This window comes from Streptomyces sp. NPDC056948, assembly GCF_042674225.1.
Taxonomy (GTDB): Bacteria; Actinomycetota; Actinomycetes; order Streptomycetales; family Streptomycetaceae; genus Streptomyces; species Streptomyces purpurascens.
Genome location: NZ_JBHUQX010000246.1, coordinates 1 through 14,188, shown reverse-complemented (window position 1 = coordinate 14,188; position 14,188 = coordinate 1). Strand labels below are relative to the sequence as shown.

Below are 14,188 nucleotides of genomic sequence, written 5' to 3'. Positions count from 1 at the left end.
GCTCCTGCCGGAGCGCCGGCGGCCGTACTAGAAGCCGCAGTACTCGACGCTGCCGCCGTCGCTCAGCAGGTCGTCGCGGACCCAGCCGTACTTACCGGTGTTGTCGTTGCGGAGGTACGTCCAGGTCTCACTGGTGTCGCCTATGCGCGTGTAACAGTGGTAGTCGAGGCGGTGGGTGTTGTAGGCCAGGCCGTTGCTGGCACAGCCGGTGCTGGATCCGCTTCTCTCGTTGGCACCGTTGGCCGTCCTGTCCCAGGCGCTGCCGTCCGTGTCGGAGGCGGTCCTGCCGCAGGACGCGGCCGCGCCGGCCGGGGTGGAGAGAGCCAGCGGGACGGCCATGGCCACCGCCGCCAGGGCGGGTACGACAGCCGCGATTCGACGCTTCACTTTTGAACCCCCATAAATGCGTTCTCCGTTGGCGCTGCTTCCCCAGGTAGTTGGATGACACCTGAGCCAAACAGCGACCACTGCATCAATCGGTGTGCAAGTGCGTCAGTAAGGTCACAGTCGAAAAGATATTGAAGAAAGCATTCCGCCCTCAACCGTCCAATTACTGCCCATGAGCGACCGAAAACACTGGAAGAGGAAATGCGCCATTCCACATTCCTTTCGGCCGGAAACAGACGGGGTGGCACGCGATGAGCTTCCGGCTCCGGGTACTCGGCCTGCTGATGCTGGTCGCGATGGCCGCCACCGCCGCCACCGCCTGGTTGACCCTGCGTCAGGCGAATCTCCAGGTCCGGGAGAGTGTCACCGCGGGACGGCAGGAGGTCTCCCGGATCACCGGCGATCTGCGCGCGTACGGGTTCGCGCACGGCACCTGGGAGGGCCTCTCGCCGACGGTGAGCCGCCTGGCCGAGGACACCGGCCAGCGCATCCGGGTCGCCACCGAGAACGACGTCCTGCTCGCCGATTCCGACGCGCTCGAGGGCCGTGCCCCCCGCCCGGTGAGCAACCAGCCGCCCGTGCTGGTCGACCCGCGTCCCCTCCTGCGCATCCCCGCGGGACAGCTGCCGCGGACCTCGATGAAGCTGACGGCGACCGCGATCGCCCAGTACCGCGCCGAAGCGGCGTACGCGGCCTGTCTGACCCGGGCGGGGGCCGAGGTGACGGCGTCGCCGGACGACACCGGCGTGCCGCGGAGCAGCACGGAGCGCCGGCCGGGACAGTGCGAGGAGCCGGAAGGTGAACCGGACCCGCGGACTGCGCAGGACCTCGAGGTGATCCGGACCTGCGAGTCGGAGCAGCAGTTCACCACCTGCCTGCAGCGGGTGTTCAACGAGCGCGTGGGCTCCGCCGCCCCGCCGCGCCTGGTGATCCGCCTCGGCGTCCGGGACGAGTCCCCGCCCGCCCTGGCCGCGGCGCCCACGATGGCCGTCGCAGGGGGCGTCGCCCTCGCCGCCGTGGTCGGCGCGCTGCTCCTGAGCCGGGCGGTGCTGCGCCCGGTCCGTGCCATGACCCTGGCCGCCGGGGGGCTGGGCGAGGGAGACCTGGGGCGGCGGGTCCCCGTCTCCGGCCGGGACGAGATCGCCCAACTCGGCCGAGCCTTCAACCGGATGGCGGAGTCCATACAGGCCGTCGAGGAACGCCAGCGCCGCCTCACCGGTGACATCGCCCACGAGCTGCGCACCCCGCTGGCCAATCTGCGCGGCTATCTGGAGGCCCTGCGGGACGGGGTCGTCGAGCCGACCCCCGAACTGCTCGACTCCCTCCACGAGGAGGCGCTGCTGCAGCAGCGGATCGTCGACGACCTACAGGATCTCGCGCTGGCCGAGGCCGGTGCGCTCACCTACCACCCGGTGCGCGTCGATCTGCGCGAGCTCCTCGAAGCCGCCGGTACGGCTCACCGTGCCCAGGCCGACGCGGCGGGAGTCGCTCTGCGGCTGGATGCGCCGCGCCCCGTGGACGTCATCGCCGACGCCGACCGACTGCGCCAGGTCGTCGGCAATCTGGTCGGCAACGCGCTGCGGGCCACGGCACCCGGTGGCACGGTGACCCTGGCTCTGGCCCAGGCCGAGGACGGCGAACTCGTGTTCCTTCAGGTGCGGGACACCGGAAAGGGAATACCCGCCGAGGATCTGCCGCATCTCTTCGACCGCTTCTGGCGGGCGGACGCGGCGCGGGGCCGCGCCACCGGGGGCAGTGGCCTGGGGCTGTCCATCGCCCGCCAGATCGTGACCGACCATCAGGGGACGATCGCCGTGGAGAGCACCGTCGGCGTCGGCACGCTCTTCACCGTCACGCTCGCCACGACCGGGCCGACGCCGGCCGACGCCGGATGATCGACCCCGGTCAGGACGACCCCGGTCAGGACCCCGCGGGCGCTCGGGTGGGCGCCGCGCCGTCCACCAGGCGGTATCCCCGGCCGTACACGGTCTCCAGATGGCGCGGCCGGGCGGGGTCGTCCCCCAGCTTCCGGCGCAGGTTGCGCACATGGGCGTCCACCGTGCGCTCGAGTACGTCGCTGTCGAAGCCGAAGGCGCGCTCGATGATCTGGGCCCGGGTGAACACCCGACCCGGCTCGCGGGCCAGAGCCTCCAGTATCGAGAACTCCTTGGAGGTCAGCGCCACGGGGCGGCCTGCCACCCGGACCTCGAAGCGGGCGGTGTCCAGTTCGACCGCGCCGACCCGCAGCACCTCGGTGCCGGCCGCGCCGCCTTTCCTGGAGCGCCGCAGCAGCGCCCTTACCCGCGCGGTGAGTTCGCGGGGACTGTACGGCTTGGTGAGGTAGTCATCGGCCCCCAGGTCGAGGCCGAGGAGCATGTCCTCCTCGGTGCTGCGCGCGGTCAGCAGCAGAATCGGCACCTCGCAGGCCTCGGCACGCAGAATGCGGCATACGTCGAGTCCGTCGACGAGCGGCAGCATCACATCGAGAACGATGAGATCCAGCCCCGTCGAACGCGCCCGCTCCAGCGCTGCCCGGCCGTCGGCCACGACCTGCACGGCGTTGCCTTCCCGTTCCAGATAGATCCGGATGAGACGAGACTGTTTTTCGTCATCTTCGGCGACCAGGATGCGCGCGCTCAACGATTCTCCTCGGCTGGGCCCTGCACGATTCCAGCACCGTTGATATCAACCCGCCTCCGGAATTCCCACCTCCGGAAATTCCCGGGCCGACCGCACTCGCCGCACGGCACCGCGAGCGGGACCTGTATGAAAGCCGACCAGCGTACCGGCCACGCATACACGGCCGCCCCGAGCCGCCACTCGCCTGCACCGCCGCAGCGGGAGTCCTACATCAGCGGGCGTCTGCCTCGGGCTCCGGGCGCGGGAGTTCGTCAAGGTCGAGGGTGAAGGTGCGGCCGTCGGCCAGAGGGATGGGGAGCTTGCCCGTGCCGTACTTGTGCGTGTGCGCCGCGATGTAACCGGTGGCGATCGGCTGGGTGTGCAGGACGACTTCCTTCGCGTACGGGTCGACGACCAGGTAGATCGGGATGCCGTAACGGCCGTACTTCGCGGTGCAGTCGTCATAGTCCTTGCGCGTGGGGGAGGTCGAGACGACCTCGGAGATCAGCAGGACGTCCTCGAAGCTGTAGCGCTTGCCCTCCTTGCGTGCGTCCTCCCTCAGGATCGCGAGGTCGGGCGATCTGCATCGACCTGATGGTGCTCGAGCGCTCTTCGCTCTGCGGAGTCATGATCACCTTTCCGTCGGCCCCGAAAAGGACCGTGTATCCCTTGGGGAACTCGGTGTGCACGACCGCGCCGCCGCCTGATTCACCGACCTGTCCCGGAACTCGAAGGCTGTGGCGGCCAGGGCCGCCGCCCTGCGAAGCCTGGTGCTGACCACAGCCATACACGCAGAGCCTCGTCGCTCACGGGTCACGCACCGCCGTGAAATCTCGGGCGCGTCCCGGTGTGTGACACGCAGGCTCGGCGAAGCAGTACCTGACGTACGTCGCCTCCGGGCCCTTCCAGTACGCGGGTCGCCGCGCGACCGCGAACAGGTGCGCGAACGTGGAGTCGGCTGCGTGACGGCGACCCCGGAGCTGGTCGAGTCCAGACGCGGAACCGGCCCGAGAGTGGCTTCGCGTCAGGCCGGGCGGATCGCGCCCTTGATCGCCGACTGCCCGGCGAAGAACACCGACTCCTCACGGATGAGCGCTCCGGGACCCGGGGCGTGGATCATCATGCCGTCGCCGCTCCAGATGCCGACGTGAGTGAGGTCGTCGTGGAAGAAGACCAGGTCTCCGGCCTGGGCGTCGGCGAGCGAGACCTGCGTTCCCGCTTGCCACTGGGCCTGGATGGTCCGGGGAAGCGTGACACCGGCGGCCTTCCACGCGGCCTGGGTGAGACCGGGGGCGTCGTACGATCCCGGGCCGACCGCGCCCCATACGCAGGGTCTGCCGATCTGTTCCCGGGCGAAGGCGATCACTCGCTCGGCCCGGGTGCGGTGGCCGCTGTCCGGCGACGGCCATGATCCGCCGTAGGCGCCGGGGGCGAACGTCGTGGAGGGAGCGGGGGTGAACCCAGCGGAGGAGGCGGGTGCGGTGGCCGGCTCGGTGGGTGCTGCCGGAGCGGGAGCCGGAGTTGGAGTTGGACTTGGCACGGCAGATGTCCAGAACTCCGGGAGGCCCGCGTCATAGGCCGTGGTGGTCAGGTCGGCCGGTGGAGCGGAGGCGTAGTGAGGAGCCGCGGTGGGGTCCGGGACGGTGGGCAGCGTCATGGTGAGCCGCAGGCCGGACAGGGGGCCGGACTCCGGGGCGGGCGCCGGTACGGGCGTCGGTACGGGCTCGTACAGCGGCCACGCCGCCGCGTCGCCGCCGAGGACCGGTAGGGCGTCACCAGGCCAGGCGCTCTCGTCCCATCGGGACTCGCCCGGCAGAGCCGGTGCGACACGCTGGGCGGGGATCTCCGGGAGGGACCCCGTGGTGAGTGACGGAGCCGTGGCGAGTGACTGAGCTGTTCCGCCCGTCAGCTCCCGCGCGACACCGGTGAGCGGCTTGGGCAGCTTGGGCGGCTCGGGTGCTTCGAGGGCGAGGGGTTCCGCGGGACGTTCCGCCGGGCGTACGGGTCGTACGGACTCGGGTGCGCGCTCGGGACGGACCGGCGACCGACTGTCCGGCAGCCTCGCCGGCACGGTCGGGCCCAACGCGGCACGGGCGGAGTCGAACCACTTGCGGGCGAAGGTTCCGGCCGCGGGCTCCGTGTCCTCCTGGGACCGGCCACGCGTGACCGCGCCGCGCTGGCGCGGGATCGAAGCGGCGCGGGTCGCGTTGTATCTGCCCGTGTCGCTCTCGGCCCGGTCGTAGAGCCTGTTGACCAACCGCTGGACCTCGTCAGGGCTCGGGCCCTCGCCCTCACTCGCCAACGGAGTCGGCCCTGTTCGCGAAGTCGCTCACTTCGGGGCGCGAGGTTCGTTCCGACGCCATGGAAAGGGCGCTCCTTCCGTCCGAAAGCGCACGAGAGCACCTGTTTTTCGGTGGAAGTCGCGCACGCAGCGGTCAACTTAGCAAACTTGTGAACCTTCCGTGAAGATCGGGTCCTGGGGGGCCGACCGGCCCGGGTGTCACTCGTCGGCCAGGTGCCAGCCCTGGAGGCCGGGCTGGGACAGGATGTCGGTGGCGGTCCGGGTGGCCTCGGACGTGGTGGTTCCGGGCGGGGCCGTGAGGTGGAGACGGGCGAGATTCTCCTGGAACTCGCCGACCTCGGCACGCCATCCGGCCGGGAGCAGGGATACGAAACGGATCGCTGCCGTCTCCGGCGGCGCCCCGGACGGGCCGGTGATCGACACCTGATGGGGGGAGTTCATGGACGGCTCCGCAGAGGAAGAGGAGGGATGGCGCTGAGGCAGGGGGCCGGCCGAACGGTGGGGCCGGCCGGCCCCGGACACGGTCGAGAGGCCCGTCAGTCGGAGGCGCCGCCCTTGGCGAGCCGGGCGACCACCACGAGGATCGCGACGGCGAGAGCGGCGCCGACGCCGTAGCGCAGGCCGTCGGCGGCGTCGCTGGCGAACAGCACCACCTCCACGCAGGCGAGTACGGCCAGAAGGGCGGCGAGGGAGGTGGTGGAGCGGGAGGCGGTCATCGGATTTCCTTCCGGTGGGGGGGGTTGGGTTTCTGCTGTGCCGACGTGTGTGACCGGCGGTTCGGCTGGTGCGGTGAGGTCAGTCCGTCAGCTTCATGGCCTGGCGGAACGAGAGCTTGCGGTCGGTCTGGAGGAGCGCCCGGCGGTACACGCGGCCGCTCACCCCGACGATGAACACCGCGGCGGCGATGGACAGGGCGAGCGCGGCGGCCGGCTCCCACCAGGCGGACTCTCCCGCCAGGACGCGCGCCGGCATGGTGACGGTCGAGGTCAGCGGGACGAACGAGAGGATCTCCCGCACACCGCCGGACACGGTGACGCCGAGGATGAACACGAGCGCGGTGATCGCGTTGACCGGCGTGGTGGTGGACTGGATGTCCTCGCTCCGGGTGGCGAGCGCGCCCGCTGCGGCGAACAGGCAGGCCAGGACCGCGATGCCCACGACGTAGAAGACGAGGAACCAGCCCAGGCCGGAGCTGATGTCGGCGAGGAACTCCTGCTCGCCCGTGAACATCAGGCCGCCGACGCCGACCAGGCAGAACAGCGCCATCTGGGCGAGCGCCAGGAGTGTGGAGCCGACGATCTTGCCGACGAGCAGGGACCGCAGCGGCACGGAGCTGGCGATGAGCTCGACGATGCGGTTCTGCTTCTCCTCCACGACGCTGGTCGCCAGCGCGGCACCGAGCAGGACCGCGGCCAGGTAGAAGAGGAAGCCGAAGAAGTACGTCGTCATCCGGACCGCGCCCTCGGGCGTCTTGTCGGCCGAGAGCAGGACGTGCTTGACCTCCGCCCCCTCGCTGAGGGCCCCCAGGCTGGTGCCCGCGGCCTGCGCGTTCCGGTCGAGGGCGCTCGTCTGCACCGCGGCGCCGATCCAGGTCGCGGCGATGTCGTTCTGCCCGGTGTCGCCGAGCAGGACCCAGCGGCCGCCCTCGAAGAGCAGCCCGGCCTCGGCCTCGCCGGACCGTACGGTCTCGCGCACCTGATCGGCGGACTGCTTCTGCCGGACGGTGATCTCGACGTCCTGGTCCGCCCGGACGGCCAGTTGCTCGGCCTGGCCGGCGATCCGGCCGGCCTGCTGGTCGGCCACCGCGACGGTGATCTTCCCCATCGAGTCGGCCAGGTAGAGCTGGAGTCCGAGCGCGCCCACGATCAGGGCGAGGGTGACCAGCGTCGACACGAGGAAGCCGCGGTTGGTGAGCTTCACCGAGATCTCACGGGCGGCGACGAGCCGCCAGGAGGCCGGCGTGGCCGTACGGGAGGGGGTACCGGAAGCCGCGGGCGTGCCCTTCGGGCCGGGCGACGTCTCGGCCCGGTGTTCGGGGTTCGAGGTCACGGTGCTCATGCGGAGGTCATCTCCCGGTAGACGTCGGCGATGCTGGGAACGAGGGGGGTGAAGGCGTGCACGGCTCCCCGGCTCAGGGCCTGGGTCAGGAGCGCGCCGGGATCGGCGTCGGCGACCAGCTCGACGCGGGCTCCGTCGGGGAGTTCCTCGACGTCGGTCACGCCGGGTACGGCGCGGGCCCAGCCGGCGGGAGCGCCGGTGACCAGGTGGTACCGGGGCCTGTCGCGGTGACGGAGCTCGTCCGCTGTGCCCTTGCCGACGACGTGGCCGGAGGCCATGATCACCAGGTCGTCGCAGAGCCGCTCGACCAGGTCGAGCTGGTGGGAGGAGAACAGCACCGGGATGCCGGCGGCGGCGTACTCGCGCAGCAGCTCGGCCATCGTGTCGACGGCGTGCGGGTCGAGTCCGGAGAAGGGCTCGTCGAGAACGAGCAGTTTGGGGGAGCCGAGCAGGGCGGCCGCGATCTGCACGCGCTGCTGGTTCCCCAGGGACAGGGACTCGAGCCGGGACTGGCTCTTCTCGGCGAGCCCGAGGCGTTCGAGCAGTTCGAGGGTGTGACGGCGGGCGTCGGCGTTGCTCTGGCCACGGAGCCGGGCCAGATAGACGAGCTGGCCGAGGACGGTCTGCTTGGGGTAGAGGCCCCGCTCCTCCGGCATGTAGCCGAAGTCCCTGCGGTCGGCGGCCGTGACGGGGGCACCGTCCCAGCGGATCTCGCCGCCGTTCGTGGCCAGTACGCCCATGATCATGCGCATGGTGGTGGTCTTGCCCGCGCCGTTCCCGCCGACGAACCCGGTCAACCGGCCTCTGGACACCCGGAAGGACACCTGGTCGACGGCACGGTGATCGCCGAAGTCTCGTACGAGTTCTTCCAGTTCCAGCATCCTGTGTCTTCTCTCAGCTCGGTTGATCGGTGGTTCGGGTGGGGGGAACGAGCGGCGGCGGACCACCGCCGGGTCAGGGCAGGGGGTGCGGGGCCGCTTCCCGCGGGTCGTCCAGGCGGGCGGGGCAGCCGGTCCGTTCGGCCGCCGACGCCAGCCGGGGCAGGTGCCAGCTCCACGGATGCGTCTCGTCCATCCGCAGGTTCTGGTAGCCGGGGGCCAGCACCTTGACGACGTGCCAGCCCATGGCGGCGACGGCCGGCGGAAGACGCGGGGTGAGGTCGACGGCGAGGAGGCCCGCGCCGTCGGCGGTCAGGGCCCGCCGGATCTCCTCCGCCCCCAGGTCCCGCGCGGGCGGGGGAGCCGGAAGCGTGCTCGGCTCCTGGAAACCCGCGACCCAGTCGCGCACGGCCTCGTAGGCGGAGCCGGTCAGCATGTGGCTGAGCCGGTCGTGCTCCGTCACGATCGGGGCGAGGTGTCCGGTCTCGCCCTGCGCGCACAGCGCCCGCAGCGCGGCCCGTACCTGCCACGCCTCCTGGAACGCCTTGGCGGCGGCTTCGCCCGGCCGGGTCGACGCCTTCATGCCGACGGTGGCCAGGGCGCCCGGGCCCTCCGGGTCGATCAGGCAGGCGGTCATGCACCAGAGACCGGGTACGGCGGTGGGGATGCGGGCGAGGACGGAGGTGAGGCCCGCCGCGCGCGCCCGCTCCCACACCGCCCGGAGCCCGGTGTCGGCGGGCGACGGGGTGTACGTCGGCAGGCGAAGCTGCCGGCCCCAGGCGACGGTGAGGGCGTCCCGCTCCGTCACCTCGGTCATCGCGGCGGCGAGAGCGGTCTCGTGGCTCGCGCCGGCCGCCGCACCGGACGGGCTCGGGTCGAACAGGTCGGCCCGGCCTGCGGGCCAGTCGACGAGGTCCGCGGGGACCAGGACGGGGGCGTCCGAGTCCATGGCGCGGGCCTCGTACCAGGACAGGACGGCCGCCTCGGCGTCCGGGTGGGACAGGGCGTGGTCCGGGTGGTGCGCGTACAGCGTCGTGCCGTCCAGGCCGGCCGCGGTGCCCGAGCGGGCGGGGTGGGCGGCCGACGGGTGCAGGGCGCGCCGCTCGACGGCCTCACCCGCTCCCCGCAGCAGGGCGTCGACACGGGAGGTGCCGCTGGCCCCGGCGAACCGGGCGGACAGCGGGAGACCCAGGAGAACGGCACCCGGACCGGCGGCAGCGGTGGAGCCGGCAGACCCTGCCGAGGCCGGGGCCCCGGCCGAGGCCGCGTATCCCGCGGAACCCACCGAGCCCGAAGGCCCGGCCAAGGCCGCGGAACTCGCGGAAACCACCGTGCCCGAGGCCCCCGCCGAGGCCGCGGAACCCACCGAGCCCGAAGGCCCGGTCGAGGACACGGAACCCGCGGAACCCACCACCCCCGAAGGCCCGGCCGAAGCCGCGGAACCCGCGGAACCCACCGAGCCCGAGGCCCCGGCCGAGGCGGCATAGCCCGCGGAACCCACCGACCCCGGAGCCCCGGCCGAGGCCGCGGAACCCGCAGAACCCACCGTGCCTGGGGCCCCCGCCGAGGCCGCGTGACCCGCGGAGCTCACCGTGCCCGTGAACCCCTCCACCGGCTGGAGTTCGACCGCGCTGCTCCACAGCGGATCGTCGTCGTGCGGGGGTGTCACCGCGTAGCGCAGGGCGATGCCCGACGCGGGGGCGAGGGTGGTCGGGATGTCGATCACCGTCGCACCTCGACGACCGCGGGGGCGAGGAAGGGCAGGGCCGGGGCGCCGTCCCGCAGGGCGGCGAGGGCCAGGAGGACACCCGCCGAGCCGGTGCCCAGGTCCGTGGAGAGGCGGTAGCCGTAGTTGCCGAGGAAGTCGACGCGACCGGGTTCGGCGGCGATCGCCTCCCAGCCGAGGGCTTCGAGGTGGAAGCCCAGGACGTCCCGCTCGGACGTGCTGCCGCCGTCCTCGAGGGCGAGGATCTCGCCCGCACGTCCGTGCAGCAGGCCGCACGACGTGGCGAAGCCGCCCCGCCGCAGGTCCACGAGCCGGTTCACCGCGGTGCGCAGCCGCTCGTCGTCGGGAGTGTGCCGGAGCGCGGCACGCAGGACGAGCACGATGCCGGCGGAACCCTCGAGCCCGGGGCTGAGGAAACGGTCGTCGAAGTCGGTGCGCTCGATGAGCTCCAGTTCGGCGTGGAGTTCGGCCACGGCCCGCTTCAACAGATCGGTACGGCCCGTGTGTTCGTACAGGCGCAGCAGCAGGAGGGCGCTGCCGCAGCGGCCGTGCAGCAGTCCGATGCGCTGGGGCGCCGGGGCGTCGGGCAGCCGGTCGGCGAGCTGGAGTGCCTGGCGCAGGCCCTGGTCGTCCCCCCGCCGGGCGGCCAGGTGCAGCGCCGTCAGTCCGAGGCCCGAGAGGCCGGTCGCCAGGGTCGTCGCCACGTTGGCGTCGCATCCGGCGAAGGCACGGTCCATGACCGCGTCGGCGGCGTCGGCGTGGCCGAGCTCGTCCAGGGTGTACGCGATGCCGGCGAGGCCGGTGAAGAAGCCGGGGCCGTCGCCGGTGACCTGCCCGGCCTGGCCGAGCAGCCACTCGACGTGCTCGGCGGGCACCTCGGCACCGGCGCGGTGCAGCGCCCAGAGCACGCCGGCCGCCCCGTACGCGAAGGTCACGCCCCCGTCGGCGACGATGAACTGCGAGACGTCGCCCGGGTAGAGGCGGTCGGTGCGCTCGGGGGTGGCCGCCTCGACGATGGAAGCGGCGATGTTCGCGATCAGGTTCCCGGTCTCCTCCCCGGCGGCGGGCCAGCGCACGCCGAACTCCGTTCGCGCGCCCAGGACATCGTCGCTGAGGCCGCGCTCGATCTGCCGGGCGAAGGACGCGGAGAGGGGGAAGTCACGGACCGCCGTGTCGATCAGGGTGCTGATCTTCTGGGTACCCCACGGCACGACGTGCGGCATGGGGACGAACATGGTCAGCCGGAGCACGTCGAGCGCGAACAGGTCGACGGCGGGGCCCCGGAGGTGGTCGGGGGCCCGGAAGCCGAGGGAGCCCATGGCCTGCCCGCGCATCTCCTCGGCGGGGGTGGCGGTCTCCATGTCGATGAAGGCGACGGTGTCGTCGGGGCACACGAGGATGTTGCCCGGGTGCAGGTCGCCGAAGACCACACCGCGTTCGTGCATGGCGGCCACGGCCTCGGCGACCTGGTCGATGATGTGCAGCGCCCAGTCCGCGTACCGCGCCCGCGCCTGCGGCGTGTTGTCGGTGGTGCCGTAGGGGTGGCGGAGGCGTACGAGTTCCGTGAGCGGAGTGCCGTCGACGAAGTCGCGGGCCAGGAAGTGGTGTTCGTTCCCCTTGCGTACGTCCCTCAGGGCGGGGACGGACGCGAGTCCGGCGAGCTGGGACAGCGCCCACTGCTCGCGGGCGAGGCGGGCGACGGCGTCGTCCCCGGCCGCGTCGAGGCCGGCGAACGGGCGGGCCTCCTTGAGCAGGACCTCGCTCCCGTCGCGCTTGTCGACGGCGCGGTAGACGCCGCCGCCGTTGGAGAAGTGCAGGGCCTTGTAGACGCGGAAGGGGAAGTCACCGAGGGTGCGGGCGCGCCGTTCGGCGAGTGCCTCCTGCAGGAAGGAGGGGATCGTGACCCAGGAGGGGGTGTGGAACCCGGGGCGCCGCTCATCGGGGACGAGTTCGCCGTCCGGGGTGGTGATCGCGGGGGTGAGGGTCCCGTCCTTGAGCCGGGTGGTCTTCAGTACGAAGCCCCCGTACCGCACGTGGAGCGGACCCTCCCGCCAGCGCAGATCGCTCAGGATCGACGGCGCGGGGGTGCCTCCGACGAGCTGCTCCAGGTCGTCCAGGGCCTGCTTCAGCTCCGCCTCGTCAGCGGGGTAGATGGTGATGAACTTGCCGCTGGCGCTGCGGTCTCCGTACTTGCTGCCCCGGCGGGCGAGCGTCTCCGGGTCGGATATGTACTTGTACATCAGCCCGTGCTCGACGCAGTACGGTGCGACGGTGTCGAGGAGTCCGGCCGCGTTGTCGGGGGACGCCGCGACGTGGATCTTCCACCCCTGGTCGGGAACGCCCGAGTCGGGTGGGGAGCAGACCGTCCACTCCCGTCCCCGGGTGGCCGTCCAGCCCTCGGGCAGGTTCCGGCCCTCGTGGAAGTCCGTGCCGACGGACTCGGTGGCGGGCGCGTCGTAGAAGAGCGAGTCCGCGCGGCAGAAGTTGATGAACCGGGTGTCGAGCACGGTGTCTCCAGGGTCAGAAGGGCAGGAACGGAAGCACGTAGGTGCGGTGGAGGGACTTCCACAGGGGCACGCTGCCGAGCTCGACCTCAGCGGTGCCGGTGGCGGGCGCGGGGACACGGTCGAGGTCCAGTGGGTAGGCGGTCGAGTCCATGACCACGGCACCTCCCAGGTCGACGGGGAAGTAGGTGGAGACCGGAACCTCGGTCTTGCCGGCCCCGGCGGATCCCACCCGGGCGGTGGCGACGGCGTCGTTCAGCACCAGGCCGTTCGTCCGCAGCGTCACGCGCTGGCCGGGGCGGATCTGGCCGGCCGCGGAGCCCTCTGGCAGGACGAGGCGGGTGCCGGCGGCGTCGGTGACGTAGGCGGCGGCCGCCGTCTGACGGGCCGGCAGGAACAGCGCGGCGCACGCGATGGCGGCCAGCAGGGTGCAGACGGCTCCGACCCGGACCGGGCGGACGCCGGCGGCCTTCACCTCGGTGGAGAGCCGGAGGGCGCCGCGGATCAGGATCCACCCGAGGTACGAGAGTCCGGAGGCGGCCAGCAGGAGTCCCACCCAGCCGACCCGCTGGAGGGTGCCGAGCCAGGTGTGGAGGGCGGCGCTCAGGAAGTACACGGGGAAGGCGAGGCAGGCGAAGCCGTACGCGATGGTCCAGCGGGTGGGCAGTTCGCGCTGGTAGGTGCCGCCGAACAGGAACCGGGCGAGCGTGCGGCGGGCGTCGGCCATGGCGCGGTCGCGGAGGTACGGGACGTCCACATGGCTCATGAGGGCGATGTAGCCGTCGAGCTTGATGAACGGCGTGAGGTTGAGCAGGGCCGTTCCGTAGCTGGTGACCGCGAAGAAGAGCAGGCAGGTCTTGACCGTGCCGTCCGCGAGGGGCCAGGCCACGAGGGCCGAGGCGGCCGCCAGGGACGTCTGGACCGCGGGCCCGGCGAGGGCCGTGTGGACCCGCTGCCGGCGGGCCGGGAGGCGCCAGGCGTCCGAGACGTCGCAGAAGAACGCCGGCATCAGGTAGAAGAGCATGACGCCGATGCGTGAGGGGCGGCCCCCGTAACGGATGAGCACGGCGGCGTGGCCCAGCTCGTGGATGGACACGCCGAGCAGCAGAGCGAAGAGCACTCCGGCGAACGAGCCCGCGGACAGAGGGCTGTTCAAGGTCACCGCGACCGCGTCCCGCTGGGCGACGAGGGCGACGACACCGAGCAGGACACAGAGCATCCCGGCCGCCACCGCGCCCGGGGAGAAGACGCGGGCGAACAGCGGGCCCATGGCCTGCATCGTGCGTCCCGGCCGCAGCAGCGTGAGCTGGAGCGTCATCGGCGGGACGATCTGGAAGCGGGGAGCGACGGCGGGTGCCGGGGTCTCGCCGTCGTCGAGCAGCTTGAGGGAGTCGAGCCGCGAGATCGCGCTGCCCACCCGCTCGGTGCTCCAGGCACCGCCCAGCCGGACGGCGAGGGCCTCGTGGTCGCGCTCCCCGTCCAGCTCCTGGACGAGATCCGCGACCTTTTCGTTGATGCGTACGTAGCGGGCGCCGTGCTGGAGGACCCAGTCGCCCTGGCCGTCGGCCGGCGAGTGGACCTCGGCACTCGGGGCGAGGCGGGGGCGCCGCGCGTGGGCCGGGATGGTGGGCGGTGGTGGACTCGTGACAGCGCTCATGGAGTTTCCTTAACGGGACGGCTGCGGGGAGTGGGAGAGCGCGTTGCACCCTTGCGG

12 protein-coding genes are annotated in these 14,188 nt (G+C 72.1%); 1 reads left to right on the top strand and 11 read right to left on the bottom strand.

Annotated features, from left to right (window positions below; all coding sequences use genetic code 11):
- Nucleotides 1-27 precede the first annotated feature (27 nt).
- Nucleotides 28-387 carry an SH3 domain-containing protein gene (locus ACFTZL_RS27925; protein WP_382588093.1) on the bottom strand — a complete coding sequence of 120 codons (360 nt, stop codon included), beginning with the start codon at nt 385-387 and terminating at the stop codon, nt 28-30.
- 251 nt (nt 388-638) lie between these two features.
- On the opposite strand from ACFTZL_RS27925, the gene ACFTZL_RS27920 reads away from it, so the two are divergent.
- Entirely contained in the window at nt 639-2,282 is a 1,644-nt protein-coding gene (locus tag ACFTZL_RS27920) for a sensor histidine kinase (protein WP_382588091.1), read from the top strand.
- A gap of 25 nt (nt 2,283-2,307) precedes the next feature.
- On the opposite strand, the gene ACFTZL_RS27915 is transcribed toward ACFTZL_RS27920, so the two are convergent.
- From ACFTZL_RS27915 to mpaP, 10 genes are all read right to left on the bottom strand, one after another.
- Nucleotides 2,308-3,027 (bottom strand): response regulator transcription factor, encoded by a 720-nt coding sequence (locus tag ACFTZL_RS27915; protein WP_382588089.1) that lies wholly within the window; start codon nt 3,025-3,027, stop codon nt 2,308-2,310.
- A 211-nt stretch (nt 3,028-3,238) separates the two neighbouring features.
- A complete protein-coding gene (locus tag ACFTZL_RS27910) occupies nt 3,239-3,568 on the bottom strand; it encodes a Uma2 family endonuclease (protein ID WP_382588095.1) in 330 nt (109 codons plus the stop codon).
- A 462-nt stretch (nt 3,569-4,030) separates the two neighbouring features.
- The gene (locus tag ACFTZL_RS27905; protein ID WP_382588087.1) at nt 4,031-5,263 is read right to left on the bottom strand and encodes an NlpC/P60 family protein; all 1,233 of its coding nucleotides are present in this window, start codon (nt 5,261-5,263) and stop codon (nt 4,031-4,033) included.
- 243 nt (nt 5,264-5,506) lie between these two features.
- Nucleotides 5,507-5,749, bottom strand: a complete 243-nt coding sequence (locus ACFTZL_RS27900) for a hypothetical protein (RefSeq protein ID WP_382588085.1) — start codon at nt 5,747-5,749, stop codon at nt 5,507-5,509.
- A 95-nt stretch (nt 5,750-5,844) separates the two neighbouring features.
- On the bottom strand, nt 5,845-6,024 hold the full coding sequence (locus tag ACFTZL_RS27895; RefSeq protein WP_382588083.1) for a hypothetical protein: 180 nt from the start codon (nt 6,022-6,024) through the stop codon (nt 5,845-5,847).
- Nucleotides 6,025-6,103: 79 nt separating this feature from the next.
- Complete coding sequence (locus ACFTZL_RS27890; RefSeq protein WP_382588081.1) at nt 6,104-7,366, bottom strand: ABC transporter permease; 1,263 nt, start codon at nt 7,364-7,366, stop codon at nt 6,104-6,106.
- Nucleotides 7,363-8,247, bottom strand: a complete 885-nt coding sequence (locus tag ACFTZL_RS27885) for an ABC transporter ATP-binding protein (RefSeq protein ID WP_382588079.1) — start codon at nt 8,245-8,247, stop codon at nt 7,363-7,365. The genes ACFTZL_RS27890 and ACFTZL_RS27885 overlap by 4 nt, the downstream gene beginning before the upstream one ends.
- 73 nt (nt 8,248-8,320) lie before the next feature.
- A complete protein-coding gene (locus ACFTZL_RS27880; protein ID WP_382588077.1) occupies nt 8,321-9,970 on the bottom strand; it encodes a YcaO-like family protein in 1,650 nt (549 codons plus the stop codon).
- Entirely contained in the window at nt 9,967-12,477 is a 2,511-nt protein-coding gene (gene lanKC / locus ACFTZL_RS27875) for a class III lanthionine synthetase LanKC (protein WP_382588075.1), read from the bottom strand. Before lanKC ends, ACFTZL_RS27880 begins: the two co-directional genes overlap by 4 nt.
- A gap of 13 nt (nt 12,478-12,490) precedes the next feature.
- Nucleotides 12,491-14,131, bottom strand: a complete 1,641-nt coding sequence (mpaP, locus tag ACFTZL_RS27870; protein WP_382588073.1) for a daptide biosynthesis intramembrane metalloprotease — start codon at nt 14,129-14,131, stop codon at nt 12,491-12,493.
- Nucleotides 14,132-14,188: the final 57 nt, after the last annotated feature.